This window comes from Citrobacter sp. Cf087 (assembly GCF_030334285.1).
In the GTDB taxonomy this organism is placed as follows: domain Bacteria; phylum Pseudomonadota; class Gammaproteobacteria; order Enterobacterales; family Enterobacteriaceae; genus Citrobacter; species Citrobacter freundii.
The window spans coordinates 243367-269265 of the sequence record NZ_JAOWED010000022.1 but is presented as its reverse complement, the minus strand read 5'-3'; the positions used below and the strand labels follow the sequence as shown (position 1 = coordinate 269265).

Annotated in this window: 31 protein-coding genes; all 31 read right to left on the bottom strand. The window is 51.0% G+C overall.

The features are described from left to right. Nucleotide 1 precedes the first annotated feature (1 nt). Nucleotides 2-1420 (bottom strand): ubiquitin-activating E1 FCCH domain-containing protein, encoded by a 1419-nt coding sequence (locus OGV57_RS03285; protein WP_003833578.1) that lies wholly within the window; start codon nucleotides 1418-1420, stop codon nucleotides 2-4. Then, entirely contained in the window at nucleotides 1417-1749 is a 333-nt protein-coding gene (locus OGV57_RS03280) for a hypothetical protein (protein ID WP_003833581.1), read from the bottom strand. The genes OGV57_RS03285 and OGV57_RS03280 overlap by 4 nt, the downstream gene beginning before the upstream one ends. Further along, nucleotides 1746-2462: a LolA-like protein gene (locus tag OGV57_RS03275; protein ID WP_003833583.1), complete on the bottom strand. Its 717-nt coding sequence runs from the start codon at nucleotides 2460-2462 to the stop codon at nucleotides 1746-1748. Before OGV57_RS03275 ends, OGV57_RS03280 begins: the two co-directional genes overlap by 4 nt. After that, entirely contained in the window at nucleotides 2459-3499 is a 1041-nt protein-coding gene (locus OGV57_RS03270) for a hypothetical protein (RefSeq protein ID WP_071684426.1), read from the bottom strand. The genes OGV57_RS03275 and OGV57_RS03270 overlap by 4 nt, the downstream gene beginning before the upstream one ends. Further along, nucleotides 3499-3774, bottom strand: a complete 276-nt coding sequence (locus OGV57_RS03265; RefSeq protein WP_003833587.1) for a phage baseplate plug family protein — start codon at nucleotides 3772-3774, stop codon at nucleotides 3499-3501. The genes OGV57_RS03270 and OGV57_RS03265 overlap by 1 nt, the downstream gene beginning before the upstream one ends. Further along, on the bottom strand, nucleotides 3771-4481 hold the full coding sequence (locus OGV57_RS03260) for a hypothetical protein (RefSeq protein ID WP_071684425.1): 711 nt from the start codon (nucleotides 4479-4481) through the stop codon (nucleotides 3771-3773). The genes OGV57_RS03265 and OGV57_RS03260 overlap by 4 nt, the downstream gene beginning before the upstream one ends. Beyond that, the gene (locus OGV57_RS03255) at nucleotides 4481-6307 is read right to left on the bottom strand and encodes a hypothetical protein (protein ID WP_071684424.1); all 1827 of its coding nucleotides are present in this window, start codon (nucleotides 6305-6307) and stop codon (nucleotides 4481-4483) included. Before OGV57_RS03255 ends, OGV57_RS03260 begins: the two co-directional genes overlap by 1 nt. 123 nt (nucleotides 6308-6430) lie before the next feature. Further along, entirely contained in the window at nucleotides 6431-7036 is a 606-nt protein-coding gene (locus tag OGV57_RS03250; RefSeq protein WP_003833596.1) for a hypothetical protein, read from the bottom strand. Nucleotides 7037-7038: 2 nt separating this feature from the next. After that, on the bottom strand, nucleotides 7039-7476 hold the full coding sequence (locus OGV57_RS03245) for a hypothetical protein (RefSeq protein ID WP_000013027.1): 438 nt from the start codon (nucleotides 7474-7476) through the stop codon (nucleotides 7039-7041). A 1-nt stretch (nucleotide 7477) separates the two neighbouring features. Further along, nucleotides 7478-8872, bottom strand: coding sequence for a hypothetical protein (locus OGV57_RS03240; RefSeq protein WP_071684423.1), 1395 nt, complete (start codon nucleotides 8870-8872; stop codon nucleotides 7478-7480). Between the two features lie 4 nt (nucleotides 8873-8876). After that, entirely contained in the window at nucleotides 8877-9818 is a 942-nt protein-coding gene (locus OGV57_RS03235; protein WP_003833601.1) for a hypothetical protein, read from the bottom strand. After that, entirely contained in the window at nucleotides 9802-10236 is a 435-nt protein-coding gene (locus tag OGV57_RS03230) for a hypothetical protein (RefSeq protein WP_003833603.1), read from the bottom strand. Before OGV57_RS03230 ends, OGV57_RS03235 begins: the two co-directional genes overlap by 17 nt. Continuing rightward, nucleotides 10233-10661, bottom strand: a complete 429-nt coding sequence (locus OGV57_RS03225; protein WP_071684422.1) for a hypothetical protein — start codon at nucleotides 10659-10661, stop codon at nucleotides 10233-10235. The genes OGV57_RS03230 and OGV57_RS03225 overlap by 4 nt, the downstream gene beginning before the upstream one ends. Beyond that, nucleotides 10658-11140, bottom strand: a complete 483-nt coding sequence (locus OGV57_RS03220) for a hypothetical protein (protein ID WP_057064603.1) — start codon at nucleotides 11138-11140, stop codon at nucleotides 10658-10660. Before OGV57_RS03220 ends, OGV57_RS03225 begins: the two co-directional genes overlap by 4 nt. Nucleotides 11141-11208: 68 nt before the next feature. Beyond that, nucleotides 11209-12240, bottom strand: a complete 1032-nt coding sequence (locus OGV57_RS03215) for a DUF2184 domain-containing protein (RefSeq protein WP_016152537.1) — start codon at nucleotides 12238-12240, stop codon at nucleotides 11209-11211. A gap of 16 nt (nucleotides 12241-12256) precedes the next feature. Next, a complete protein-coding gene (locus tag OGV57_RS03210) occupies nucleotides 12257-13117 on the bottom strand; it encodes a hypothetical protein (RefSeq protein WP_071684421.1) in 861 nt (286 codons plus the stop codon). Nucleotides 13118-13132: 15 nt separating this feature from the next. Further along, nucleotides 13133-14779: an NUDIX domain-containing protein gene (locus tag OGV57_RS03205; protein ID WP_200014952.1), complete on the bottom strand. Its 1647-nt coding sequence runs from the start codon at nucleotides 14777-14779 to the stop codon at nucleotides 13133-13135. A gap of 12 nt (nucleotides 14780-14791) precedes the next feature. Next, complete coding sequence (locus OGV57_RS03200) at nucleotides 14792-15613, bottom strand: hypothetical protein (protein WP_200014953.1); 822 nt, start codon at nucleotides 15611-15613, stop codon at nucleotides 14792-14794. Then, nucleotides 15610-17031 carry an anti-CBASS protein Acb1 family protein gene (locus OGV57_RS03195; protein WP_200014954.1) on the bottom strand — a complete coding sequence of 474 codons (1422 nt, stop codon included), beginning with the start codon at nucleotides 17029-17031 and terminating at the stop codon, nucleotides 15610-15612. Before OGV57_RS03195 ends, OGV57_RS03200 begins: the two co-directional genes overlap by 4 nt. Before the next feature lie 11 nt (nucleotides 17032-17042). Further along, the gene (locus tag OGV57_RS03190; RefSeq protein WP_200014955.1) at nucleotides 17043-18314 is read right to left on the bottom strand and encodes a MalT transcriptional regulator family protein; all 1272 of its coding nucleotides are present in this window, start codon (nucleotides 18312-18314) and stop codon (nucleotides 17043-17045) included. Next, nucleotides 18304-19275 (bottom strand): terminase small subunit, encoded by a 972-nt coding sequence (locus tag OGV57_RS03185; RefSeq protein ID WP_200014956.1) that lies wholly within the window; start codon nucleotides 19273-19275, stop codon nucleotides 18304-18306. The genes OGV57_RS03190 and OGV57_RS03185 overlap by 11 nt, the downstream gene beginning before the upstream one ends. Before the next feature lie 59 nt (nucleotides 19276-19334). Continuing rightward, nucleotides 19335-19739: a hypothetical protein gene (locus OGV57_RS03180; RefSeq protein ID WP_213190890.1), complete on the bottom strand. Its 405-nt coding sequence runs from the start codon at nucleotides 19737-19739 to the stop codon at nucleotides 19335-19337. After that, complete coding sequence (locus OGV57_RS03175) at nucleotides 19729-20259, bottom strand: DUF2514 family protein (protein WP_376706754.1); 531 nt, start codon at nucleotides 20257-20259, stop codon at nucleotides 19729-19731. The genes OGV57_RS03180 and OGV57_RS03175 overlap by 11 nt, the downstream gene beginning before the upstream one ends. Beyond that, nucleotides 20256-20795 carry a lysozyme gene (locus tag OGV57_RS03170; RefSeq protein ID WP_197385187.1) on the bottom strand — a complete coding sequence of 180 codons (540 nt, stop codon included), beginning with the start codon at nucleotides 20793-20795 and terminating at the stop codon, nucleotides 20256-20258. The genes OGV57_RS03175 and OGV57_RS03170 overlap by 4 nt, the downstream gene beginning before the upstream one ends. Nucleotides 20796-20797: 2 nt before the next feature. Next, nucleotides 20798-21112, bottom strand: coding sequence for a hypothetical protein (locus tag OGV57_RS03165; RefSeq protein ID WP_001189445.1), 315 nt, complete (start codon nucleotides 21110-21112; stop codon nucleotides 20798-20800). A gap of 498 nt (nucleotides 21113-21610) precedes the next feature. After that, on the bottom strand, nucleotides 21611-22189 hold the full coding sequence (locus OGV57_RS03160; protein ID WP_200014957.1) for a DUF1133 family protein: 579 nt from the start codon (nucleotides 22187-22189) through the stop codon (nucleotides 21611-21613). Continuing rightward, nucleotides 22186-22479 (bottom strand): DUF1364 domain-containing protein, encoded by a 294-nt coding sequence (locus tag OGV57_RS03155; RefSeq protein WP_200014958.1) that lies wholly within the window; start codon nucleotides 22477-22479, stop codon nucleotides 22186-22188. Before OGV57_RS03155 ends, OGV57_RS03160 begins: the two co-directional genes overlap by 4 nt. After that, nucleotides 22476-23072: a DUF1367 family protein gene (locus OGV57_RS03150; RefSeq protein WP_045441382.1), complete on the bottom strand. Its 597-nt coding sequence runs from the start codon at nucleotides 23070-23072 to the stop codon at nucleotides 22476-22478. The genes OGV57_RS03155 and OGV57_RS03150 overlap by 4 nt, the downstream gene beginning before the upstream one ends. A 67-nt stretch (nucleotides 23073-23139) precedes the next feature. Next, entirely contained in the window at nucleotides 23140-23364 is a 225-nt protein-coding gene (locus OGV57_RS23760) for a hypothetical protein (RefSeq protein WP_233626050.1), read from the bottom strand. Nucleotides 23365-23519: 155 nt separating this feature from the next. Further along, nucleotides 23520-23858: a hypothetical protein gene (locus tag OGV57_RS03145; RefSeq protein WP_200014959.1), complete on the bottom strand. Its 339-nt coding sequence runs from the start codon at nucleotides 23856-23858 to the stop codon at nucleotides 23520-23522. Next, nucleotides 23858-25834: a DNA cytosine methyltransferase gene (locus tag OGV57_RS03140; protein ID WP_200014960.1), complete on the bottom strand. Its 1977-nt coding sequence runs from the start codon at nucleotides 25832-25834 to the stop codon at nucleotides 23858-23860. The genes OGV57_RS03145 and OGV57_RS03140 overlap by 1 nt, the downstream gene beginning before the upstream one ends. Nucleotides 25835-25899 lie beyond the last annotated feature (65 nt).

The window sequence follows — 25899 nt, the reverse complement described above, 5'->3', positions numbered from 1 at the left end:
TTCACACTCCGTCAACAGTTACGCCATCTGACGCGATGTAGAAGTAACTAAATGGGTCGCCACTTATAATGTTTGTGTTCGGGTCAGGGTTTGTAACAATACCATTAACCGTAATAATAACATTGAGTTTACTAATTAAACTCATATCAATAGTTGCATTGACGGACTGAAGGAAGGTATCTTTCAGGTTATTAATATTTAACGGCTTACCCGCATAAATCCCATTTATATACTGAATTACAGGTGCTGATACCAGCGTTAAAATTGTAGCATCGGTCAGGTAATTCACCCCTTCAGATCCCCACTCAAATTTCACCGTAACATTTTGCTGCAACGGTATAACAAACGGGATTAGATAGTTATCCGGCCAGTCGTTTATGGTCACCACATTATTTCTTACATTTGGCGTGACCTCTCCGCCCCCGGTCCACGAACCGGACGCTGAAGTATCTATACCTATTGAAAACGTATGCGGTGTGAGCACTGTTGCGTTTAGTGGAACGTTGTTAATTCCAGTCATACCATTCACGCCAGAAATGTTGACCACCTGTCCGTTGGTCAATCCATGAGTTATACCTGTGGTGACGACACCAGGATTAGCATTCGTTATACCAGTAACGTCTACTGTCGCTCCTTTTAGCCTGCTGATATCTCCGGCAGATTTAAAAATGGCCCCAGCCATTTCATAAATATCACCTCCCCCGCACATGATGATCCAGCTATTACCGTCCTGTACGACTGATACTAGGCGAGCCTGCACACCATTAACATCAGTAAGCTTCTGCCGGATGAAGCCAGGGTATCCCTGAACTGTTGACATCTGGGATTCCCAGACGCGATCACGAAACTGATAGTTTGATTCACGCTCTAAGCCAGGAACTCCTGCAACCGGATTTGTGCAGGTCAATGTAATTTCGTCAGGAACGCTGGTAATTATCTGGGTAACGGTGCCAGCAGGTACCGCCCATGATCCTGTCGTGGTGGCCGTACAGGTTACCTGCGGCGTAACTCCAGACGAGGGAATAATCGTGGCATCGTTAAGCGTATAGGTATAGATCCCATCGGACACTACAAACCCCTGCGGAATACCAAATCCTGCCGGGCCGTCGAATTGCACAGGAACAGTCGTTGCCCCCTGCGTCTTCTGTGGTGCAATACCAGCCTGTTGAGCCAGCAGGTTAAGCATGTAAATGTTAGCCTTAAGCGGCCCTACCGAATTAATGAGATCAACTCTCGCCTGATCGCAGATTAGCAGTGCGCCAACGTCTGTGCTCACGATATCCTCAATCAGTGAGCCTGGTAACTCTGTGGTAATGCCTGGCGCCATTTGAACGGCCAGTGACACCAGTTGCTCGCGCAGACTTTCTGGGGTTTGCGGAACCGGGCCAGCAGCTGTGTAGCTAACAGATAAATCACTCATACGTTCACCGTTGCAATAATTTTAGAACCAGCGTTGGTTATCGCCGAAATGTTATAGACAGGTGGATCATCACTGACCAAAGCAATTTGTAGCGATGAAAAGTAGGGGCTAAATTGCTGTTGCAGGCGGTTAACGTAGTACGTAGGCAACACCTGTTGAATCACTGATCCGTTGGCCGGAATACCATTGTTCGCAAAGAATGGAGACTCTTGCGGCGCCAGCTTCAGATTTTGCACCAGAGTAGTCAGGTAAACCGCGTCGTTGAATCCATTCTCATCTGTTTCGACCAGAGTCCACTTACCATCTGAATTCCTGCCGTAGGTTCTCATTCAGTGATATTCCCGTTAAATTGCACTGTTGCATTCCCGGTATTGTTGCCGCCGTTTCCGTTGGAGTGAACATGGCTGTTGCACCAGGAAACAAGCGACTTCCAGCCCTCGTACATAATCGCCGGGCTTGTGCTGGCTGTTCCGTCCTTCAACTTCCCTGCCTGACCAGTCAGATTCCACATACCGTCCGTGAGTGTGAAAACTGTTGACCCTACGGTCACTTTGAACTGCGTTGGAGTGGCGATGGTTATGCTGTCAGGAGTAAGTAAAAACGTTGTGTTGCTGCCAGCATCCCGAATGGTGACACCTTCGGGCCCGTAAATGGTCACAACCTGACCGTCGACGCCTTCCCACTCTGTATTACTGATTGGCAAAAATACCAGCGCGCTAAGGTTCGCCGGTGGTGTCAGGTCGGCAATACCACCTCCCTGCCCGCTTACCCCTCCCAGATAAGTATCCGCCGGGATGACTATCCCCTTATCGCCCGGCTGCATTGGGTATCGGATGTACTGAGGACCAAATAGCGGGATGGTAACCTGAGGAAGCACATAAGGGATGTCGCGCAGCTCAAAAGCCACTGTGACCATATTCCCGCTCTGTTTTACTACACTGGCAGGGAGCACCTTTCCTGCTTTTTGCAGCGCAGCTTCCACTTTTCTTTCTGCAAACCGATTCATGTTTGCACCAAAATTTAATTTCTGGCCGATGCTCATTTTTTACCTACCTCAATGAACGGATACGCTTCAATGATTGTTATCCACGACCCTGCTGACGGTTGTCTGCTGTTACCGAGCAAACGAACAGAGGAAACCTCAAATTGCCCAGAGAATGCAGAGTCATCTCGGTACTGAGAATACGACGCAGCCTTAATCATCGGGGTTGCCTGCTGCGGCATAAGAATATGATCTCCCACCTGGATATCGCCACGCATGACGCAAGCAACACTCATAACGTCGAATTTTACCCAGGTAGGCTGACCGATAAGATCATTAAAGTGAATTTGAACTGGTTTTTTACTTCTTTCGGTTGCACTGTCTCTTGATGTCTTGTCTGGATGATTCGTGTAGTCATTGTCCCACACCCTTATTTCATTACCGTTGACTATTGCTATTTCGACCCCGGTATAGCCTTTATTTTTTATTTTAGATAAAGAAAAAGCTTTGAGGTCTTTTGCCAACTCTTCAATTGAATCACAAAATAGATCCCTGTAATAGGTAAGGACAAGCAGATCGCTAATATTGATGTTAAATGTATAACCGCCAATTCTCTGAAAGCACTGAGTTAATGCTACAGATAGCTTCTGACCGACATTCCAGTTAAACGTAAGTGGCAGTGGTGCCAGTTTTCCTCTTGGTGTGCTGGTAACCGGCCCCGCAACAATTATGAAGTCCAGCCTTAACTCAGTACCTTGCCAGTTACCAAACACCTGATTAATCGTACCATCCAGCACCAGACTTGGTGCCGTAACCTTACCAGCCAGAGGTAAACCCGATTTCATGCCTAGGAATATTTTTATTCTCTTACCGAACAGGTCCTGTCGAGCCTGCTGCATTTCTTTTGGGCCAATGCCATAGATTGCTAAATGCGTTTCTCCCTGAGGGGTCGACTCACCAAACCTGAGAATATCGAATTCAATCATCAATGCGCCGGGGTTATAAACACCATTCTTATGGCTTGAATACTGTTGAATTAACTTTTCTTGTTTATCACCTTCAACCTGAGAGAAAATCTGGATATCGTAATAACGCATTAACTGGTTACCTCAATCTGTCCGTTTTTTTCTCTCCAGTACATAGATGTGTAACTAAAAATACCGGAAATTATATTTATACCACCAGCTTCAGGTGATCCAATTAAAGCTGTATTAAGAATGGTGTTACCAGAACTATCTGTGATAAGCAGATACCAACGTTGTGCGGTAATATTCCATTTCAACTGGCAGTTATAAACCGTACCATCAAGAACCGGCGTAAACGCCATGCTTTGACGCTCATCCCCCGTAAAAGGGTAATATTGAGATGTCATATTGCCACTCCCAATTTACCAAGCAGACCAGTAATAGCCTCAGAGACAGAGCCTCCAAGAGATGTGTTACCAAGGGCATTGACAGTACTTGTCCAGGCTGATTCTGTAACTTTGTCTCCGCCACCAATTTTCCCAAGAAAGTTATTTACCGCCTGCTCTGCGCCGGTTTTGGTGATCAGAGGCTGCTCAAAATCCCACATCCATGTCAGCTGAGGTAATGCGTCATTGCCGCTGGTGACATCCTTTACGGTGCGCAAAATACAGCGGTTATAGATGACTGATGGGGTAGCAACGATAAATGTCCCGCCCAGGTTGGCGTGTGCCTGTAGGACAGACTGGAGTGCGCTTATTGTTACCAGCTTTGTCATTGCCCCGGTGTTTTCGTTTACCGGGGCCTTCATTTCCAGAGCAACACGCAACGGCTGTGCCAGTAAGGCATTCGCGGCCACAATCTGGTTAGCAAAAGGATAGCGGGCAATGTCATAATCTACTATCGTCGCGCCCTGCACTGGCTTCCAGTGACAGAAATACTTATCCAGGTCTGTAAGGTTAATCGCGCCCCCCAAAAGACCAGTAACAAAACTGGCACTTTGGGTCAGGGCAACAATCGGCAGCATGCCGCCAGGGATTGCCTGTGCGATGCCTTCACACAGGATAACCGGGGATATTTCAAACCCCAGTTTGTACATCTCGCGAGTGAAACCCATTATCCCATAGCTCCCAACTGTGCACCGGTAACAATCGCATTACCACCTGTGTTGTTGTAAATTTGAATAACCCTATCCTCTGTAACTCGGCTTCCTGCCCCCTCTTTTGATGCCATTGCAGAAATTAACTTCGCCAGCACATAGGGATCATTCAGGTTAAGTTTTTCGTTCTCATTAAATTTGGTCGAGCGAACAACATGACGAATATATTCCTCTGTATCATTTTCATTTGACGGAGCCCATTTACTAACGATATCCCTGACTGTATTCGTTCCACGCTGGGCATATATCTGGAGTTGTTTTGTTGCCGCAAGAACCCCCTCATCCAGCGAAGGGAATACAGCAAACTTCCCGCTTTTAGTGTTACTAGTCTCATAACCCTCCGCCCACCTCAGATTTCCTGGGTTGTTGAAGCGATCGGCAATCGTGCGACCTTTGGCATTTACATTTGCGGGTTGTGAATCGACAGGTGATATTTCCCCACCGGAAAAGAAGCGTTTAACACCTTTTAACCATCCCCAAACATGCGGATCATCCTCGCTGCCAGGCGTATAGGTCTTTCCTGTCTTAGGATCTGTTACGGGGTTTGCATTAAGAATTGTCGACTCTGATTTAACACCATCAATAATTCCCGCGGCGTCTGTTTTACCAAGAATCCAGTCGACAACCTTCCCAATTACTTTTCCAAGCTTCTCGACTTTTACCATGAAGTCTTCGACATCGTTTTTAAAATCGGGAGAGGCTAGGTAATCGCCAAACCGCTGAATACCACCAGCAAGCCCGTCGATCCATTTCCCAAGTTCTGGCGATTGCAGAACAGTATCGATAGCACCGGACAGCGCGTCAGAGAGTTTCGTCAGCCCCGGAGTGAGTGGACCAAGGCCACGGATGAACGTGTTTTTGATGCTCTGACTGCTGTAGTCGAGTTGAACATTGAAGTCCTGCCATTGCCGGGCCTGCTCATCAGTGATCTGCAGCAATTGAGCATCACGCTTCGCGCGTTTCTCCATAGCGTCGATCTCGGCATCGCTCATATTTTTAAAGCGATTGAGGTCGTCAATACTGAAGAAACTGGTCAGACCGTAGGCGTTAGCACCCTGCAACGTGCCACCTGTTTGCGTGAAAATACTCCTGGCGGCGCGGATCATCTCCGGCAGCAACTGGTCCGGAGAGCGGTCAGGGTTATTAATGCCCATCGCTTGGAATTTCCAGCGTTGGGATAAATCGACCTGAGTGTCACGGATTGCGCCCAGTGTCGCTGTTGGGTTGGCAACTGCACGCTGGTAGTTAATGGCCGTTGAATCCAGTGCGCCAATCGAGGTATTGAGCCCCATTGAGGTAAATCTCTGGGCGCTCGCGGTGGATGCCAGGCGGTTCAGACCGAATAACCCACCAGCCCCAAGAACGCCAGTGAACAGCCCTACAATACCGCCCCATGACAGCAGGCTGACAGTGGCGTCTTTGATATGGCCGGCGAACTCTTTTGAGTCCTTTTTAAGTTTGCCAAATATCCCGGAAGAACCGGCAGTTTTCTTATTAAGGTCACTCTGGCGTTTATTGGCATCATCAAGGCTTGTATTGATGCGATCGAGGTTATTCACCATCATATTCAGCGCATCAACACCATCCAAAAACGCCTTTGTCATCCCCTCAGCTTCTGAGGATGCTTTTGACGTTTCGCGGGCGCTGTCGCCAATACCCTGCGCAGATGCCCGCCACGCTTCGGGAAGTTCTTCAAGAGCAGCCTGGTACTCATTGAATTTATCCATAAATGACAGGAATTTCTCATCATTCACGTCAACTTCAATAATGGATTTAGCTGCCATTGAAATAACCTCTTTCTTTTAACGCAGAGATAATAAAGCGCTGCCTGTATTGGGATGGGCTGGCGTATTCCTCGCCAGCTATTTCCCTGACTACGTGCCTGAACCCCTCGTTAGAGGCCCAGTCTAGGAGGGTATAAACGACGTTTCCTGCGGGGCATTCTGGTTCGGGGTATCGGTATCCGTTTTCGACGTCAGTAAAGAACCTCGCCACTCCGTAGCGGTCGATAACGTTAACTGACCACCGAACATACCGATCACGCTCCCCACCGTCGGTTTGATGAGTTCCGGCTTCTGAATGGCAGAGGAAACCATAAAAAAAACGATTTCGCCTTCCACCTCACGAAACTCGTCAGCGGAAATAATGCCCTGTTTCATCGCAGAATCTAACGGCACAGATTTCCACTGGCCGTTGTCATTAAAAATGACCGTTGTCTGGCGCTGGATTTCATCAACAATGTTTGGCGCCTGCTGACCCTGCACGCCCTTCTTCACTTCATCTTCTTCTTTAAGTTCTTGCTCTCTCTTGAGCTTTTTGCGCAGCATCATTGCGGCCACACGGGCCGCACCAAGCCCACCAATCTGAGCAATGAAACTGGTAAACAGACTACCGAGCATCAGGCAATGCTCTTCCACCACCTCGTAGGGAAAAGGTGAGGTGTGAACGTAAATGAGAGAGCCGTCATCGCGGCTGATCGAACAGACCAGATTAAGTTTTTTATCGATTTTCACGGTCAGATCCACATGTTGTCGTTAGTGATGAGGTAGCCGCTGATGGTTACCACGTACCCGGCATCCATGCCGTTAAATGGCATCTCGTTAAAGTTGACCAGATAGCAGTTAAGCAGGGTGAAGTTGCCAAATGTGGTTGCGTCCGGGGTAACGACCACCTCGCCAAGCGCTGTGTCCGTCGTAAAGCGCTGTTGATAGCTCGCGGCAAGTCCCTGAGTGCGCAGCATGTGGACGGTTAAGGTAACCTGCTGATACGGTACCTGACTGCCGACAGTGCCGGTCATGGTCGGCAGAATATCCGTAGCGGGACCGTCCGGGCGCATGCTGATCCCGTCTTTACCAAGATAAGATGCGGTGACATTCAGAGCCGGAACATCAGTGATGGAAACCGCGCCACGGACGCGGTTGAGGAATCCCTGCGGTACTAATGGGTTTGCCATGTTATGCCCCTACAAAATTGGTAACGTTCAGGTTAAACGTGATGGACTCGAAGCCACGGCGCGGCGTGATAACAGCACTTAACCCGTTGTACTTACCCTCCTGGTAATCCGAAGGATTCAGGCCGGAATAGTTAGCAAAAGGCACCGCGTTGATAACAGCATTCCCCGCGTAAGAACCTTTTTCGTATTCAGTGTTGAAATCGCTCTGAATAAGTTTGGTACCGATAACGCGGCCCAGAATCAGCCCATAGCTAATTCCATTGCGCAATGTTTTCAGCGAGCGGTTTTGCAGGCGATCAATGCCGTTCTGGTCGTAATACAGCGGGTTGGTTGTGGTGTTAGACCCGTTGATCACTTCGTTAGCCAGGTCCAGTTCAAGGTTAATAGCGGCCCATGCCACTGCATACCAGTAGTTAAACGGGTTGCCGTCAAGCATGTGGCCGGCTACCAGCATCTTGTTACTCAACCCACCTTCTGCAGATGACCCGATGTAGTTGATGTGGTTGTCCTGGAGCGTTTTCAGCAACGTACCGTTGTTCTCAACCGGGTATTCAGTCACCCCATACATGAAGCGGAACGCCATCGGCGGTACCATGTTCGACGAACCGGGGTCATTCGACAGCGAGGACTGGAACGCTGCCGCCATCGAAAATTCAGTGGCTGGAATATTCGGAGCCTCGACACCAGCAAACACGGTTTTATTCTTTGTGGCTACCCAGGACTGATAGGTGGCAATCGTGGTTGTGACAAAGAAATAAACCAACGATCCCGGTGATGTGTACTGACCTGTTAGCGTTTTGAAAGTTGCTTCAGAATCCCATTCGCGAGGCACCAGATATGAGAAGAATTTCTGGTACGTGTTGCCGAGGGAAATATCTTTATCAATAAAATCACTCAGCGCCGCCACGCCTGCCGTCATGGTGATGTCACCGAGTTCCAGCACATAGATCGCTCGAGCTGCCCCCTGTGCCCAGTACGTAGTGTTCATCTGGGTAATTTCACCAGCAACAACCGTTTTTACAACGCCCATAGTGGTTGCGGCCCCCGGGTCGCTGCTCAGTGAGTAAGTAAACTCAGTCGCGCTGGTAACAGTCGCCTCGGCGGATCGGTTATATGCCGCCGGCGCTACGCCAGAAATCACAACAGGCACGGTACTGCCATTCGTCCAGCCATGAGGAGATGCGAGGGTCACAGTGACCAGGTTTGCAGCCCAGGTAATGGTTGATATCGTTTTCCCCGGGGCGGTGATAGCTTTCAGATCATCTTTTGACGTGAGCAACTGGTATTCACCTGCCGTCAGAGTCGTCCCGCCCATGGAGATCATCGCGCCGGATTTAAGCAGCTGCGAGGGCTTCGGCGGATTGGTCACCGATACGTTAATGTTAACAATTGCCATTTAATTATTTCTCCGGGTAAATGGACGGAATTGCAGACAGGATCAGCCCACGGGCTACGTTGCGCATCCGCTGCTGGTAATAATTGACTTTGAATTTGATGGTCTTGCGCATGGCGATAACGTTCAGTTCGTTCTGCGTAACGCGCTCATCCTGCACAACGGGGATATTCATTACGCCCATTTCTGCATTCTCGCGCAGGGTGTACAGCTGAACGTATCGCAGAAAGTCCTCAACCGCGGCATTCCTGAGGCCAGTAATCGAAATCGTCACATCCTCGGAAACCAGCTGGTACTGGTTGTCGCGCTCATCGATATAAAACGCCCCGGCGATCGGAGAGACATTGCTGCACCGTATTGTCGCGAAGGGAGGCGACAGGTTCTGCGTGGAAAGCATAGCCGGAAACATTGGCATAAACTGGCTCAGCCCAAGCCATACAGGCAACGAACTGGAAACCACAACGTCACTCAGGTCGATATCATCCGCAGAGTTGATAATCTGCGACCGCATATGCGGATAGATCGCCTCCCCTGTATAGTGATAAAGATTGGCCGGTTCGTTCAGCCCGGTTCGACGGGAGAAGGAAAACTGGATGCCAAAGAACTCGCCGATGTACAGGACGTCCGATCCAATATCGTTGAATGGGTCGATGTCTGCCTGCGCGGTAAATGTCACAACGTTGCGGTCGTAGAGCTGCTCATCGTCCTGGATGGTTTCGGTCGTCAGGTGCAGATAGCCCTTAACGTCAACCGTATCCGGCTCGCTGCTGGGGTCGTCCGACAGAACAGAAGCTTTCACCCAGAAGACGAAACCATCGAGGGGCAGCACCTTGCGGATATACTTCGTGAACGTGACCACCTGAAAGCGGCTCAGGTCGTCAAGACCCTGCGTCAGCGTGGCGTTAAGCTCGGTTTTTGCAGTCTGCTGCAACTCACTCAGGGAAGGCATTTAATACCCCGCTTACCCAGGCGCGCATTGCCGCCTGATAGTTTCCTGTATCGATAAAGGATGCCCGCGGATCGCCCTTCTTATTTTTGAAGCGCTTTGATATACCCAGCAACGCGCGTCGGGTTGGCACACCTGACATGCCGTTCATCTCTTCGTTATCCAGAAAGGCCACAAACAGGTCGTGAACGCGTGACATGGATTCCGCTAGCGGATCCCTTAACGGCGGCGCGCCAGCCAGCATATTTTCAAGATTTGCGGCGAGGTCTTTACTCATCAGATCGGCGATGTCGTTCCCGTACCTGTCAAAAAATGTCTGCATAATCTGGTATTTTTCTTCCAGATATTCAGCAACATCCCCTGTCGTGGTGTTCTCATCTTCGTAGGGAAGGTCGATAACACCAAGATGAAAGGTAATCATGACAGCCCCCACAAACTACCGAACTGCTGGGCAATCATCAGGTATCGGCGTCCCCATGGGTCCTGTAACATCTGCAGATCGGCCAGAGACAAATCTTTGAAGAAGTCAGGCACCAGACGCTGCGCGCTGGTTGAGTTATCCCCGGCGCCGGTTATTACGCCAGCCTTGAAATCATTCAGGCCATACGATTTTCTGAACTCAGCAAAAACAGATTCAGTACCGTAGTTGACCAGAAACGATGCGCCAAGATTGTAAACGGCAACCTCATACAGGCTGGGCATAACCAGCTCAATATTCCGGTTTACCCATTCCACGGCCGCGTTATACGCAACAACAAAGGACGGAGAGTCATAAGGAACCTGGCTGGCGGTTACGCCCATATCTGTGCGAACGAATATGATGAATGCAGCCAGATTTACGCTCATTTTTTCTTATTCCCGGCTTTCGGAGTAACAATCGTCTCGTTAACGACCTGAGTTTCGTCGCTTTCATCACGGCCTCTGGCCTGCTCAACGCTGAATTCCATATCACCGTCGTAGCCCGTACCGCTTTCTCGCAGCGTGCTATCGTGAGCAATAATCGATGCCTGGCGGAGGTTGTGAGCGTTACGCGTCAAATGAACATCGTTGTCGCGAATAGTTTTCTCGATTACCGCTGCCGAAACAGGCTTGTTAATGCTGTAGCAAAGACCGACAAAATCTTTGCTCTGATCAATTTTTGTCGAATCAACCAGGCCATAAACACGGTGGTGCTGAATAACCGCGTCAACCTCTTCGGTGGAGCCATCAAGAACCATCATTTGTGCGCCGTGCTCAATAGGGATCTGAACAAGTCTCCCTGTCTCCAGCTTGCGATAGGTGAAGATATGACGCTGTTTAGTGGTGTTGGCGATATACAGTTTCATTAGTTACCCTCGTAAAAAAGCCCCCGCAGAGATATCCCTGTGAGGGCCAGTTCATTTCAAACAATGGATCAGGCGCTGTACGCCATAGACAGGATGGTGATGGCTTCCGGACGAACTGCCCAGCCTGCGGTTGAACGCATTTCTGACAGAACATCAATGGCGCCACCCGCGATCGGTGTCGGAATTTCACGCGGGGCAGCCATATCACAGAACATCAGCGCATTCGCGGCAAGAGACGGGGTCAGTTTGGCGAATTCGTTGGTGTTCACTGTGGAATTGACCATCGGCACTTCAACTTCAGGGATGGTGATTACCACCGCGTCTGTTCCGCCCGCACCTTTTCCGATCAGTGTGTCGTCATAAACCCAGTCCACCTGAACATTGGCCCCTTTCAGGACCTCTTTCACGGTGCCGCCAACGGTATCGGTACCGCCACCAGGACGCTGATATGAGGTCAGCTGGACAATCTGCTGAATCTCCATCGCACCCAGAACGCGCTGAGGACCGAGAATAACGACGCGCAACTGGCGACCTAACTGCATGGTGCGGGTCATTGCCGCCTGGACGTGACCGAGCAGGTAAACGGCCATTTGACCATGATCGTAGGTCAGCACAGTGGTATTTCCGGCGCTGTCTGCCGGCAGTGTTTCGGTTGTTGCGCCAGCTGTATTCAACAGTCCTTCACCACCAGCCGGGTTCATGCCGTACAACAGAGCAGAACGAAGTTGCTGGAAAATACCCTGCCGCATGCCGAGACGCTGAGCTTCCGGCAGAGCAAAATTCCAGTTACCGGCTGCCGCCATGTCGTGGTGATCGTAGATACCACGGCAGCGGAACAGGTAAGTTGGGGTGGAAATCATCCGGGCATCAAGTGCCACGCTCGGCAACTGGTTGGCGTTACCAGACTGGCTGGAGGTTACCTGGGTACGAATATCCAGGCGGCGCATGTAGGCGTACTGGTCGCCAACGCCGAGTCGGACCTGAGGATTACCGCTGGCGATGGTTTCAAACGCACCTGACGCCTGCTGGTAACCGAGGATCATCTCCGGCGCGATATACGACGGATTGACGATAGTGTAGCTGGGGGTAATTGCAGCCATTTAATTCAGCTCCCGATTAAAGTAAGACCAGCGCGCAGCTGTCGGTGTTGTTCCAGGTCAGGAAACCGGTTGAGCTGTCATAGGTGACAGTTTTGGAGTTACCTGTTTCGACGGCGAGCACTTTCACTGGCAGTGTGATGTCGGAAAGCGTTACCGCACCGATGGTGCCCTGCGTGGTCGCTGCACCGCCTGGTGCTGTCGCCGGGGTGTAAGTAAAGGTGGTTGCACTCGGTACAGACAACACAACAACGGTGCCGTTGTACGCCGATGGAGCAACGCCGCTGATTTTTACGTACTGGCCAGCCGTCAGCCCATGCGCTGAAGCAGTGGTGGCTGTAGCCACGCCAGACGCATAGGCCACGGCGGTAGTGGCAATGTCAGCGCCAGCAAAACCCGCTGCGGCGGCAGTGGTGATCTGGTTGTTGACGAAGTCCCACGCCAGCGCCGTTTTCACCGACGCGCCGGAAGTAGCCAGCGCGACCACCTGAGCAGACGCTTTCAGCGGAACACGCATGTTTGATCCCAGACGGTAAAACGACACACTCATACCGGATGCGTATAGCGGAACCGGCGACTGTGGCGTGGTCAGACCGTTGTGCGCCTGATTGAAAACAGTAAAGCCTTCCAGTTCATCCACACTGGCGGCACGACGAATCGTCGATCCACGAGGGCTTGACTGATTGCCTGGTAGAAGCTCTGCCACAGGAACGCCGCCCCAAAGAGGTTTGGTTTCAGTAGCAGCCACCGTACCGGATGCAAGATTGAAACGGTTTGCCGGGTCGTCCAGTGCAACCCCCTGAACATAACCGTCGGACTGCACCCCGAAGGACCCCCGCGCATTTGTGGTCGCCATCGGATTAAGAGATAAATAAGACATGCTTCAGCGCTCCCGTTAAGCCTGGTTGTTAAAACTGGTGACCTGACGTTTACCCGACTGGAACGGTGCCCAGGTGGCAGCAGGATCGCCTTCAAAGGTACTAATCTGGCGACCAGTGGCATCAGCGCGCTTAATTTCACGCAGCATGCCAGGACCAACCGACAGACTTGCTGATTTCTGCGCATCGGCGTAGATCTGTTTTTCCGCCACATTCAACAATGCGGAATCAGCGATAGAGGACAGATCGACAGACTTGAAGTCAGGCGAATGCTCCTGAAGCTGGATCATCAGGCGGCGGCGGTAGGACAGCGGCTTTTCACCGGACAGCGGAACAGGTGCCCGCTTGCCGAAGCATGAGAAAACGCTGTCAGCCTTCACCTGCGCATCGGCAACTTCGTTGCGCTCTTCGTCGCTCAGTTCCGTAGGAATGCGCGAACGAAGCTCTGCAATTTCCTGTCGCAGTTGAGAGTCTGCTTTTTCGAGATCACGTTCTTTACGTTCACGCTCCAGACGGTCATCTTCTCCCTTTGCTTCATGCTCGAGTTTTTTCAACTCACCTTCATCGGCCTTTGCCTTGGCGGCCTTTGCTTCCTCGTCTGCTTTGGCTTTGGCCTCTTCTGCCTCTTTGGCCTCCGCGTCAGCTTTTTCCTTCTTGGCAGCCTCTTCAGCATCGGCTTTGGCTTTCAGATCTGCTGCTTCTGAATCAGCTTTAGCCATACGTGCATCGATCGCTTTATTAATCAGCGCAACGATTTTTTCCTCGTCCATTATTTCAGCCTCATTTGGAATGGAATCAGATTTAACACCAGTAGGGGCAAGGAGCTTGTCCCATACGCCCTGTTCACAAATTGCAACGTGGTCGAGCAGCTCGGGGGATGGCTCCACCAGCAGAGGCTGACCGTCTACAATGATTGATTTAGGTACCTCAACAAACTTCACAGTTGGGGAGGTACTTAATTGCCTGGTCGCCATAATTTCAGCAGCCTCGGCGTCGTATACGCGCGCAATGGCCCACACTTCGCCATTGTCAGCAACCCAACTATTGGTCAGGGTGCCGATAACGCGTTTTGCGAACTCATCACTATCGAGCGTATTTTTCTCGGGGTGCAGCCAGATTAGAGGTAACCCGGCAACCCGCTGGAGAAATTCGGGGGTGAGATAGTCATCCGGGTTACGGAAGGTCATCTGTTGATCTGCAGAGCGCCAGGTAACCCCTGTTCCGGTCACCCGGATGGCGAACATCCACATGTTGATAAAGTATTGCGGGCTGCTTAATGTCCCGTCAGCGATGAGTGCGGCGACTTCCGTTTCATTGAGTGCCTGCTGCGCCAGCATCTCAGCGAATGGCTGATGGAGTGGCGTTGGCAGGTCTTCAATGTGGAACCACCCGGCAGCCAGCGATTCATCGTTAAGTTTCGCCTCGAACTTTTCCAGCACTTCGGCGCGAAACGTCAGATAATCGCCGTATACGCTGTGCGGGGTCAGCGGGCCATCGTACTGATAACCCACCTCTTCCAGCACTTCGCGGCGCGCAGCGTCAATAGCCAGTTCACCCGGTTCGACCGTGCCACCGGGCTGACACCACGTGCCATCATCTGAGCGCTGGATCAGGAAGACGAAATCACCCTGACGAAACATTATCCCGCTGCCAAAAATAGCCACGTTTTAATGCTCCTATGCTGCTTTCATTGACTCCATGAACTTGCGACCCTTCTGGGTAAGCATGTATTCAGGAATACTGCGGAGGTTGTAGATGTAGGTCACATAGCAATCGCAGAAAACCTCCTCACCCGGCTGGGTAATCCCGTCGAGATACCCGGCAGGGCCGACTTTGACGTAGCCATTTTTTTGTGCCCAGTTACCGCGAATGAGGTAATAAAGCTGGTCACGTTCTTTGTGATCTTCACGATAGTTGTAACCCGGTCGGCGCCAGTGGCTGTGCCAAATCGCTGCAATCGCGTTATTACTGGTCGCAATCACATTGTCGATATTGGCTATCAGCTTGCGGTTCTGGTCTATCATCACCCGCCGCGCTTCATAGTCCATTTGTTCAGCAGTTTTCTGGATATGCGCCGCTGTCTCCCTCATTGTTCCCTGAATGCCAGACAGCGCAATTGTGTCTGCCGAAGGAATACTGCTGGCCCAGCCGCTAAACCGCGACAATGTGGTATCGATAGCTTTTTTACGGTTGATCTTTATCAAATCAGCGCTGGCGAAAATCCGCCGATCCAGTTCTGTTCGAAGTTTTGGCTCAAGGTAGTTAATGGTGAATCTGGAAATCCCTGGGTGGCGTTTCAGCACTTCGGCACGACCAATCTGCAGATCGTATGCTTTCGTCAGATTTCGCGTGACCATAGCCATATAGTCATCAGCCGTTTCATTCTCGGCCGCCTGCCGGATAATCGCCTGCCAACGCTCCAGTTCTTCACGGGATGAATAGCCGTTGCGGAGAAAGAACTTCACCGCGTCTCTCACAGTTCGGGTGAAAGTGTTCATAACATCATCCCGCCTCCCGGCTCTTCAGCTTTTGGGGGCTCAGGAGGCGGATTATCACGGAGAGAGTCGTAATCGAGGTTAAGCCGCTGAGGGAAGAGGTTCTCGTTGGCGTTGGCGTTTTCACACGCCCACTCGATAAGCGTCGCCCGGTTCTCATGGTCGGCAGCAAGCTGCGGAAGCACCACTTCCAGCATACTGACAATGGCCTTAAACCGCGTTTCGTCGACCTTAACCTTCTCGCTTTCCGGCTCTTTCAGTGAAGACGGCCAGCGGTATTCGAAGTTATTTATCCACGTCGAGAAATAAAGGCTGTAAGTGTTTTTCAGTTCAGGAAAATCGGCGCGCAACGACTGGAAAAAATCAATACTCCACGCCCGGTACTGGCAGACGCGAACAAAGAACGCATAGAGCGGATCCAGCCATTCGCGAATATTGTCGATGTACACCGCCACCGAACGTGCATCCTCCGTTCCTTCACCAAATCCCTGAGCAAAAGTCTCAGAGTTAAGAATGATGGCGGGCATGTCAGCCGCTGCTGCAATATTTTCAAGAATATGGTTTCTGGCGGAATCCAGAGGCTTTTCAAGGTTGCTCAGATCGATTGATTTGATATCGTCCTGGTCGCCAATTTGCAGAACATCACCAGTTTTTCCACGCTTCAACAGCATTCTTTTGATGCCGCTGAGCTTTTGCATCATATTGTTTACGACAGAGCTTGGCCCCTTGATTTTCGTCACCAGCAGGCCACCTTTCACCGCCACCATATCGTCGGTGCGCATGGTCTGAATGAAGGACTTCAGCGGATACAGGGCGCGCTGATAAACACTGCGACCATTGAAACCAAAAGCAGCAGCGTTATACGCCAGATAAATAGGGTCTTCGTTCTGCACAACGACGCATCGTGACTTGTGATACGGCTTGCCCGCAACACGGATCCCCTCGACTTTCTGGAAGTCTTTAGCATTTGGGTCCTGGTTTAAAACAATGCTGCCAGCGGTGTTGAGCGGGTCAAGAATGTTAAAGCTGACGTTGTGTTTGTACAGCGTGCGGTAGTCCAGCGATTCATTCGGCTCCTGGTTGTCCACCAGCATAGCCACCGCAGACACACCGTAAATTCGTGCAATACGGGCGGCGTTGGCGATATGCTGGTTTGCCCCAAGCGCTTTCCACTCGCGCTCAAATGCGTCACGCAGACGCTGTTCAAGACCAAACGACTGCGCCACGTGAATGGTGCGCGCTTCGTTCATTGCCATCTTGATCGGGCGGTCAACCATTTTCCCGCCCAGAGGGTGGTAAAGGTAGACTGTTTTGCAGGTTTGATAGCCAGCCTGAGAACCTGGCTGAATATCGTCGCTATCCAGCAACGCCATCAGCTCTGAATGGGAGCAGCTACCGATATCGAAATCATCTTCGTTCATTGGTTTTCTCGTCAGAAGCCTTCGCCGTTACCAAGCCCAAGAGCGATGCCGTAGTTAAAACAATCAAACAGGTCATCGTCCTGATTCTCTTCGCCAATGATGAACTGAAGAACCTGCGTCAGAAGATGGTTTTTCTTCGACTGCTTGTATTCGACAATCTTTTCATAGGCGTATTTTGAAATGCGGACTTTCCCGGAGGCGACATATCCGGATATGTTGATTGCGCGGGATTCCTTTGGCAGTGCGGTTAACTCACTGTCTATCGGGTGAACGTTCCAGCCCTCATTGGCTCCCTGTTGAAGTAACGTGATGCCCGTAGCTTTATCTTCAATAAAAAGTCCCGTGGTCCCCATCCTTGCGAGGCATATTTCACTGAGGTGTTTTGCTTTCCCAATCCACTGCGGAACTACATCTTTCAGGAAATACCCGTCAATCTGGATAATGTCCCAATCAAGGATGACCAGACACGGCGTTGGAAAATTGATAAGCGCAAACCAGATGCAGGCTGAACCATCATTTTGTAACTTGCCTTTCTGGGCGCAGTCGACAACGCCATAGACGGTATCGCAACTTGCCGGGTAGTCGACTGGCACGCCGTTATCCAGCAACCAGTCCATCTTAAAAAAGTTCTGCCCGCGCCAGTCCACAAAGTCAGCGTTATATTCCTGCTGAACAACCAGCGGCGGACGACCATCAATAATTCGCGCCAGTGCAGCCGGATTAATGGTCGGGTTGGCAGCGGTCGGTGCGTGATGTTCCTCCCAGCCCATCGATTTATCGTTACAGGCCTGATAGAAAAAATTCTCGTCATCAACGCCTTTTGGCGTACCGGCCATTACGGCATCGCCGTCAAAGTCGAGCAGCGTCGGCTCAATTGCCTGTTCCCAGATATCACGCATGCCTTTCTTAACGAGGCTTCCCTCATCAATAATGACTTTGTGATATTTACGGGAACGGCCCGCATCAGGGTTATCCAGCGTCCAGAACTCGACCTGACCCCCACCAATGGTTTCGATAATCGCATCGGTCTTACTGGAACTAACCGTGATCGGCTTTAACAGGTCGCGTATAGCTTTAAACGACGGCAGCAGAATTTTATATGACGGCGCAAACCAGCCTACACGCATCTGTCGTGCCGCCCAGTTCCCTCCTGCCTGCTCCAGCATCGTTGTCTTACCGTAACGACGCCCAGCACGAATAACTTTTCGCTTTGCCGAAGAGCGGTAAATTTTCTTTTGCCCTGCGTGGAACGGCAGGAACTCAATAACATGTTCAGTCGCCATCAGGGGAATTCACCAGTTTAATGACCACTGTCGGCTCGTCGTCTTTGCCCTTGCCTTTACGCTTAAGCTCAACTTCCTGTTCCAGACGTTCGGCTTCGGCGGTGCGTTTTCGGATTTCCAGATCCAGCAGCCGTTGCGCCAGTTCGGATTCAGTCAGGCCAAGACGCCGCATTATCGCTTCAAACATTTTTTCGCGACTGATGGTCGATATCTCAATTCCCCCTTTCACCAGCTTGGTACCGGAGTATGCCAGGCGGGCTATTGAGGATAGTTTGGTTGTGTCAGCAAAATACGGCCTGCCAACTCCATCACCATTGCAGCGAGGGCAATCAGGATTAGGCTCGCGGTTGTGGTTGTAGCCATATCCGCCAGCATCGTCCGGTTCTGTCCCTTTCTTGGCTTTTGCCTCCGCTTCCCTCTCTTCAAACTCGATAACATCACGCCATTGGTAGTGATGACCAAAACCCCAGCAGTAACGGCAACATCCCCGGCGATATTGCGAGATTTCGTTAGCGTCGAACGTAGCGAGCTGCCACATCTTTTCGAGCACTTCATCTGCACTCGCCAAAGTGCGCACAAGTGAATCTCTTTGCTGCTGCGCAATTGCCTGCGCAACGTGAGGTACTGTTAGGAGTTGCCTACCATAGCTTGCGTCACTGTAACCAGCGCGCTCAGCTGCGGCTGTCGCTTTCTGGTCTATGAGATATTCAGCAACGAAGCGCTTCTGTTGGGGAGTCAGTTCACTATCAAGAAGTTTCTCTGCGCTTTTTCTTGCCTGCGCAGTGCGCATTTTTTTCTGCGCAGATTGTTGCGCATTTTGCGCAGTCGGTTTTTTTATGTAGCGGCGGGCAGATGTGTAATTCAGTCCCTGCGCTTCACACCAGTCTTTGGGGGAAATACCGGATTTAGCATGCTCGGCGAGGAACTGGTGTTGCAGTGCTCCCCAGTCCGGTTTTGCCATATCTGATCACCTGCCTGTTTGTCATTATCGCAGACACTCAGAGAATGCCTGCTGTAATGTCAGTCTTTCAGGAATTTTTCAGTGTTATAAATTCGCTCACCGACGAGTAGCTCAGCGCCCGTGCTTGTCACGACGACCTGGCTATGTGGGTTAGCGTTTTCATTAAGCCACTGAATTAGCGGTTCGGCAGCATCAGCAAACGCATCAACAGGCTGTTCGTAGACCGGAGTACAGTTAATTTCATCAACCCGATACATTCGAACAGATTTTGTCTCTATGGAGTCAGGAGATGGAGCCAGGGAAATAAAATCGCTGCCCTGAAGTTTCTGCGGTTTAATTGGCTCTTTAGAGTAGCCGGTGAAGAATGGCTTTTTGGGTTCATTCATCATAGCTGCAATTACCGATTTATCTTTGGATTGTTCGAATAGCTCAATCTTCCAGTATTTGACCAACTTAATTTCCATTACCGTTCCCCGTTACTTTGTCGTAGGTGCGCTCGCAGGTACTTCCGGCGACATAACGCTCATCAGCCTCTTTTGCGAATTTTCCCGCCAGATCGTCAGCTTCGCCGAGCAGCTGGGCGAGCAATATTCCGGTCTCGGCTTTTGCCTGGCTTGCTGCTGCAATTGCGGAAATTCTGCCGGTTTCACTTGTTGCGAGTTGCCGTTGTATTTCGGCGAGCTGCTGTTGCAACCCACCGCGAGCACGCTTAGCAGCGTCAGCATCAGCCTGTACTTTTGCCAGTTCTTCATCGGCTTTCTCTCGTTCTTCATCTACGGCGCGCTGGCGGCGCTGCTCTTCTGCTCTTTCGGTTACTTCACGCTGCAATGTAGTGGTCGCATCAGTAAGGTCACGTTGGACCCACTGCAATTTCCAGGATGAGTCCGCCTCCTGATACCCGCGTGAATAACACCAGTACGCGACCGCGCATAACAAAAAAGCCACCAGCAGTATTTCTGCAAGTGGCTTCCAGTAAGCCTTCACTGGTCTATCCCCCAGCACGTCAGCGCGCTTTCCTGGTCTCGCCGTTCTACCTGCCCATAGCAGCCGTTTTTCTGGCCTTTGGTCAGACGACAGTCGCGTCCACCGTCTTTAATCCACCAGCGAATAGCTTCACAGGCTCCTTTGCGGTCGCCAGCATTAATTCGCTTATAGAACGTAGACGGGAAACATTTTCCTGGGCCGATGTTGTAAGGACAAAACGACGCAATACCTGCTTTCTGTGGTTCCGTCAGCGGCACCTTTATATTTCGTTCTACCCAAGCCAGCGCCTTATCGCGTTCAATGGCGTTTACCTGATCGCATTTCGCCTGCGTCAGCTTCATACCTTGTATTACGGGTTTACCCTCAACCATCGTGGCGCCGCGGCAAATAGTCCACACTCCGCCGCCGTCACGATACGCCGTCAGACTGTTACCCTCTTTTTCATCAAGAAACTGGTCGAGAATTACTGATGCAGGCGCGCCGGCAAGCACCAGTCCAAGAACGGCAGCGCTTAATTTTGTTTTTGTTGAGGCCATAGTTATTTTGCTACCTCACCAGAGATGCGTTTCATTGCCTCTGTAACGACCTCAGCCGCTGCTGGGCGATCTCGACCTGGTTTAACGGCCACATCAGCAAGGTACTTAGCCAATAACTGCGTTCTTTTTTTCTCTTCATCAAGCCGTTCACGTTCTTCTTTCCGCTTCGCGTAGTAGGTCTTAATGGTGAAATAAGCCGAGATCAGAGCGCCAAGGATAAATACATAATCTTGCAAACTCAGAACAGAAAAAAAACCAAGTAGCCCTGACCACCAGTACGGCATGTTATGTCCATCGGTTGGGTTCATACGTTGCATATCCGCACCTCCGTAATCGGGGCGCTGTGTGTTGTAAGGGATCAGGCTATCGGGCTGTATATGCTACGGGGCAATGTCGAAGATGGAACCCGGAGCCTGATATAGAGGCGGGCTCTGCGCAAGCGCCTGTCGGATTGGGTTATGAGCCGTCCGTCAGCGAGCCCTGAATATGATGAATCCCCGGTAAATACCGAGGCTCGTTAATCGTTGCCGCTGTGAGTGTCGCGGCGCACTGTATCTTTGTCGGGCTACTGATGCGTTAAACCGGGCGCCAGCCGTAACTAAGTGATGCTTTAAGCTTCCTCTCCCTCACTACGTCGCCATGGGAGCCCGACCAGATTAACGCTGTCGTCACGTTGCCAAAATATGGCATCCAATGCGGTCTTTCCGTTTAGCTATTTCATTTTTCCATCCTCCAGAAACGACAAAACCCGCTTGATGGCGGGTTATTAATTTTTATCTATCGCTGCGGGTGTAGCTTCGCGAGCATAGCTGAATTCAAGCAATCCCCGCGCAACTTTGCAACCGGAATCGATCAGCTTTTTTATCGAATACATCACACATTGGTAAGTACAGCATTGCTTCTGCCATCTGCAACCAGACATCAATTCGGCTTTCGCAGGTACGTAGGCACCATTCCGGGTGACGGGTATTCAGTTCTCTTGCCATAGCCTTCTTACTCATACGATCCTTGTACCGATCAACTATCAATTTAAAAAGACGCTGATGACCTGTCCGAACCAATATTTCACCAATCACAGCATCCATTAAGAGGCCTTCTTCATCGGTACAGAATGCAAGGTTGCTTTTTTCTTTTCCGGAAAGCATGTCCAGAAAATATGACATCAGTTCACTGTGATCCAGACCCGATGATTTGAGATGCTTCAATACCTGTTGAATGGCAGTTTTACTGACTTTTTTTGACGCGAGAAGGTTATTAAACATATGTCCGCCAGAGCCGGAGCCAATATATGACCATCGGCCCCACATACGAAGTTTTCCCTGAATCCAGACTGACTCGAGGGTGTTTAATCGCAGCATTTCACCACCCTTTCCTATCGTTGATGGGTTAATCATATAAACGCCTCCTCTCTCCAGATTTGTTGGGTACGGAAAACACCTTCGGCGTGATATAGCCTCAGAGTGTCCTGATCAATATCGGTTTTCACACGACCATCGATTACGTCATGGCAACAGTTGCAGGCAATTGCTGCCTGCATGTCATGTGGTTTGATTCCCATCCCGCAGGTGTCACTCATGCGATAATGGGCAAGAACGCTGGTTTCTGGATCAAAATTGCAGATACCTGGAATACGCACAGTACACATGCGACCGCGCGCCTGTTTGGTGAGATCAATTTTCTTCATGCGGCGTAACTGAATAATTGTGAGGCGGCGTTTTCTGCAGCCTGCTGGGTGGGAAATGTGCGGAACAAAATATAATTCCATAGCACATCAAGTACGGATTTATAGAGTTGGGAAAACTCGAGATCGTCCATTTTGGCAAACGATATGGATTTGGGTTCGTTGCGGGTCGTCCCGTCTGGCATTTCGTATTGAGTATAAAAACCCGCCTCAATAGTTACCCAGGCGCGAAAGGCTTCAAAGGATTTTACAGCGCTGATATTACCGGCGCGTTTTTCTGCCTCTTCACGCAGATACTGATCGGCCAGTTCCTGGAGTGTTTCTTCATGACCAGCATAATGGGCCACCAGCTGCACATATCCACGAACCAGTTTTTTATCTGCCGGGGATATTGCACCGCCCGACGGTTGCCAGTAATCGAAACCAAGATTCAGGAGTGCAAAAAATTTACGGTGAAATGCCGCATTACGTGCCTGTTTAAAGTCAGCATATAAAACGGCACCAAGGCGGAATTTTTTCTCGATAAACTCCCGTGCGTCAGGCGTTGCCGGAATTAATACTCCGCCAGCTGATTTTACAAATGAATACTGCGCCATTGGTTTCCCCTTTAGCGCAGCAATTGCTCAGAAATACAGGTACCGGGTGTTCAGTCCGGTAACAAGATTATATCTTAGTTTTACCTCTTTGAACAACGACACAACCTGCTTGTTCTGCCAGCTCTAACAAAGACTTAAGCGATGCTACATGCTCATCATCGTAGATGTTTCTGAGTGCTGTCACCTTACCATTCTTGCAGGTTATGAGAACGCGACCGTTATCGGGGAGATGTTCCCCTACCTCCGTCTTTTTGAACACGTTCCCTCCCTCACAAGTACACTGTATAAACATACAGTATATATACTCCCAAGTGGCAGTAAGTGCAAACTTTTAAAGGCACAAAACGTTAAAAAACCAAGTCCGGTTATTTTGTACACATCTGTTTAATAAAGAAAAACCGCCATTATCTGGCGGTTCTCTTTCCGGTTTTAAGCTCTCGTGACATGTCACACTGTCAGTTTCACCGCATGCCATCCGTATGTAACCCAGCACTGAGAATCACCTGCACACGGGCATGATTTAACTGGGAGCGCATCCCCACATTTACCGCAGCGGTTCGCGCTGATTGATTTGATATGCCACTTTACACGCGCATCATCCTGGCGAATGAGAAGCGCAATGTATTCACCCATTTCATAGGGTGCGCGTCCCGGTCGACGATCTGCGCAGTTTCGGACAAGCATTTCCAGTTCCTGCGCATCCAGCACCAGTTCAAGTTTCCGCTCACCAGCGGCAGATTGTCGGGCACGCTGCGCTGCTTTACGCTCTGCTGCTGATTTTGCCATTACGCGGCCTCCCTGCTTACACATAATTCAGGCAAATTAGCCCTCACCAGTGCCTCTGCAAACGGTGGCGGCACAGCGTTGCCACAACGAGCTACCTGCTTGTCCTTCGCGTACTTCTTACCCCGATAGTCCTGGTCGATGATGTACCACTCAGGGAAGCCCTGCGCGCGGTAAAGTTCATGCGGTTGCAGCATGCGCATGCCAATATCAACGATGCGGTAAGTTATGCCATCAACTGTCACCAGTCCGTCGCAATCCTCGCCACAGTATTCCTGCAGGAATGCCAGCGTCTGCTGTGCGCGGTGCTCGTCATACCCGTCAGCTGCCAATGTGGTTTTTACCTCCCCTACGTGCTGACCACCAGCGGTGATCGTTGGCATGGGTTCGTCTGTACGCTGCCCGTCCCGGCATGTACCGCGCAACTTCACCAGGTGTGAGGCAACAACTGCATGGTGATCAACGGTGGTGACCGAGTGTGCTGGTTCGTCCAACCCGACTCCCGGCCCGGAGTAATTCCCGCCGTAATGCTTCGCAAGGAATGCGCTCACCGTCGCGAACTTATTGCCGCCGGCAGTAACGGTACCCAGCGGATTATCCAGTTGCAGCACTCGCAGCTCCTGTCCGGGGCGCTCGCCATATCCCATCTGGATCAACGTTGGTGTTACCAGTTGAGATTTACCGCCACCGCCAGCGGTGATGGTTGCGCTCGGTTCGTCTGCCCGGTGGCCGACGCTGGCCCCAAACTGGCGGGCTATCACTGGCGCAACAAGACAGGCGCGGGATTGCTTCAGAATGGTATGAGCAGGTTTATCCAGCGGGCGCGGTTTAGCCTGGTATTCACTACCACCATTACCCGCCAGGAATGGCGTCAGTGCAGCCTCAACAATCCCGAGTGCATGCCCATTTCCACCTGGACGTTTTGATGTGCCAGCGGTTACCGTCGGTATTGGTTCGGTAACGGACTGGCCTGTTGCGCCAGTGCGAAACTTTGTCAGGTGCGGAACGGCTAACGCGTAACCGTGGGTTTTAGTAATGGTCTGCAAAGGCTCGCCCAGCGCCTGACCACGGAAACAGTCGTAACTCGTTTTGGTGCTGGTGTGATTGCACTTCACGATGAACGGTGACGCACTGTCGATCACAAATCGCTGTATGCCGCGCGCGATCCGCTTCAGGGTATTTTCTGCCAGCGGCTTTTTGCGGTCGAATATCGACGGCGCCGGAATTGTCCAGTCGATACACTCCGCAGCTGTGCGCCATGGCGCCAGCCTGCCCGACTGAACCGCAGGAGATTTAGGATCCCCATGCGTTGGTTCCGGCCATACAATAGGCTTCCCATCACGGCGCATAACCATGAAGAAACGCTTTCTGATTGTCGGTGCGCCGTAGTCACAGGCGCGCAGTTCGCGATACTCGACTACATAGCCCAGGCCTTTTACCAGCCGCGCGGCGTCTTCGCTATCAAGCGAAATATTCAAAAACTCGCAGCATTCCTCCAGCGCCGGATGGTTCGCCGGGATGCCGGTTGTCAGCATGCCAATAAACGCTTCAAAAGTTTCGCCTGCGCGGGATGAGTCTGGTCGCATTTCTCCAGCCAGTAGCGGCCCCCACGTTTTAAACTCTTCGACGTTCTCCAGTTTCATTACCCGCGGCTCAACATCCAGCCCCCAGCGCAGCACCACCCAAGCCAGTCCGCGGATCGCTTTCTCGACAGGCTTCGCCCCTTTAGCTTTAGAAAAGTGGCGGCAATCTGGAGAAAACCACGCCAGCGCCACCGGACGTCCTGCGGTAGCTATCTTGGGGCGAACCTCATACACAGATTCGCAATAGTGCAGCGTATCAGGGTGATTCGTTGTGTGCATCGCCACGGCGTTCTCATCGTGGTTGATTGCTATATCAACACTACGACCGATCGCCAGCTCAATTCCCGTACTCGCCCCACCGCCGCCGGCAAAGTTATCAACGATGATTTCTCTCACGCGTATTTCTCCATTGCATTTTTCAGCGAACGAGCCGCGGTCACAATCGTCGGTACTGACATTTT

Bases quoted from the DNA above. Each gene is read 5' to 3' on its own strand.
- OGV57_RS03285 (WP_003833578.1), bottom strand. From the start codon at position 1,420: ATGAGTGATTTATCTGTTAGCTACACAGCTGCTGGCCCGGTTCCGCAA.
- OGV57_RS03280 (WP_003833581.1), bottom strand. From the start codon at position 1,749: ATGAGAACCTACGGCAGGAATTCAGATGGTAAGTGGACTCTGGTCGAA.
- OGV57_RS03275 (WP_003833583.1), bottom strand. From the start codon at position 2,462: ATGAGCATCGGCCAGAAATTAAATTTTGGTGCAAACATGAATCGGTTT.
- OGV57_RS03270 (WP_071684426.1), bottom strand. From the start codon at position 3,499: ATGCGTTATTACGATATCCAGATTTTCTCTCAGGTTGAAGGTGATAAA.
- OGV57_RS03265 (WP_003833587.1), bottom strand. From the start codon at position 3,774: ATGACATCTCAATATTACCCTTTTACGGGGGATGAGCGTCAAAGCATG.
- OGV57_RS03260 (WP_071684425.1), bottom strand. From the start codon at position 4,481: ATGGGTTTCACTCGCGAGATGTACAAACTGGGGTTTGAAATATCCCCG.
- OGV57_RS03255 (WP_071684424.1), bottom strand. From the start codon at position 6,307: ATGGCAGCTAAATCCATTATTGAAGTTGACGTGAATGATGAGAAATTC.
- OGV57_RS03245 (WP_000013027.1), bottom strand. From the start codon at position 7,476: ATGGCAAACCCATTAGTACCGCAGGGATTCCTCAACCGCGTCCGTGGC.
- OGV57_RS03240 (WP_071684423.1), bottom strand. From the start codon at position 8,872: ATGGCAATTGTTAACATTAACGTATCGGTGACCAATCCGCCGAAGCCC.
- OGV57_RS03235 (WP_003833601.1), bottom strand. From the start codon at position 9,818: ATGCCTTCCCTGAGTGAGTTGCAGCAGACTGCAAAAACCGAGCTTAAC.
- OGV57_RS03230 (WP_003833603.1), bottom strand. From the start codon at position 10,236: ATGATTACCTTTCATCTTGGTGTTATCGACCTTCCCTACGAAGATGAG.
- OGV57_RS03225 (WP_071684422.1), bottom strand. From the start codon at position 10,661: ATGAGCGTAAATCTGGCTGCATTCATCATATTCGTTCGCACAGATATG.
- OGV57_RS03220 (WP_057064603.1), bottom strand. From the start codon at position 11,140: ATGAAACTGTATATCGCCAACACCACTAAACAGCGTCATATCTTCACC.
- OGV57_RS03215 (WP_016152537.1), bottom strand. From the start codon at position 12,240: ATGGCTGCAATTACCCCCAGCTACACTATCGTCAATCCGTCGTATATC.
- OGV57_RS03210 (WP_071684421.1), bottom strand. From the start codon at position 13,117: ATGTCTTATTTATCTCTTAATCCGATGGCGACCACAAATGCGCGGGGG.
- OGV57_RS03200 (WP_200014953.1), bottom strand. From the start codon at position 15,613: ATGAACACTTTCACCCGAACTGTGAGAGACGCGGTGAAGTTCTTTCTC.
- OGV57_RS03195 (WP_200014954.1), bottom strand. From the start codon at position 17,031: ATGAACGAAGATGATTTCGATATCGGTAGCTGCTCCCATTCAGAGCTG.
- OGV57_RS03190 (WP_200014955.1), bottom strand. From the start codon at position 18,314: ATGGCGACTGAACATGTTATTGAGTTCCTGCCGTTCCACGCAGGGCAA.
- OGV57_RS03185 (WP_200014956.1), bottom strand. From the start codon at position 19,275: ATGGCAAAACCGGACTGGGGAGCACTGCAACACCAGTTCCTCGCCGAG.
- OGV57_RS03180 (WP_213190890.1), bottom strand. From the start codon at position 19,739: ATGGAAATTAAGTTGGTCAAATACTGGAAGATTGAGCTATTCGAACAA.
- OGV57_RS03170 (WP_197385187.1), bottom strand. From the start codon at position 20,795: ATGGCCTCAACAAAAACAAAATTAAGCGCTGCCGTTCTTGGACTGGTG.
- OGV57_RS03165 (WP_001189445.1), bottom strand. From the start codon at position 21,112: ATGCAACGTATGAACCCAACCGATGGACATAACATGCCGTACTGGTGG.
- OGV57_RS03160 (WP_200014957.1), bottom strand. From the start codon at position 22,189: ATGATTAACCCATCAACGATAGGAAAGGGTGGTGAAATGCTGCGATTA.
- OGV57_RS03155 (WP_200014958.1), bottom strand. From the start codon at position 22,479: ATGAAGAAAATTGATCTCACCAAACAGGCGCGCGGTCGCATGTGTACT.
- OGV57_RS03150 (WP_045441382.1), bottom strand. From the start codon at position 23,072: ATGGCGCAGTATTCATTTGTAAAATCAGCTGGCGGAGTATTAATTCCG.
- OGV57_RS23760 (WP_233626050.1), bottom strand. From the start codon at position 23,364: ATGTTTATACAGTGTACTTGTGAGGGAGGGAACGTGTTCAAAAAGACG.
- OGV57_RS03145 (WP_200014959.1), bottom strand. From the start codon at position 23,858: ATGGCAAAATCAGCAGCAGAGCGTAAAGCAGCGCAGCGTGCCCGACAA.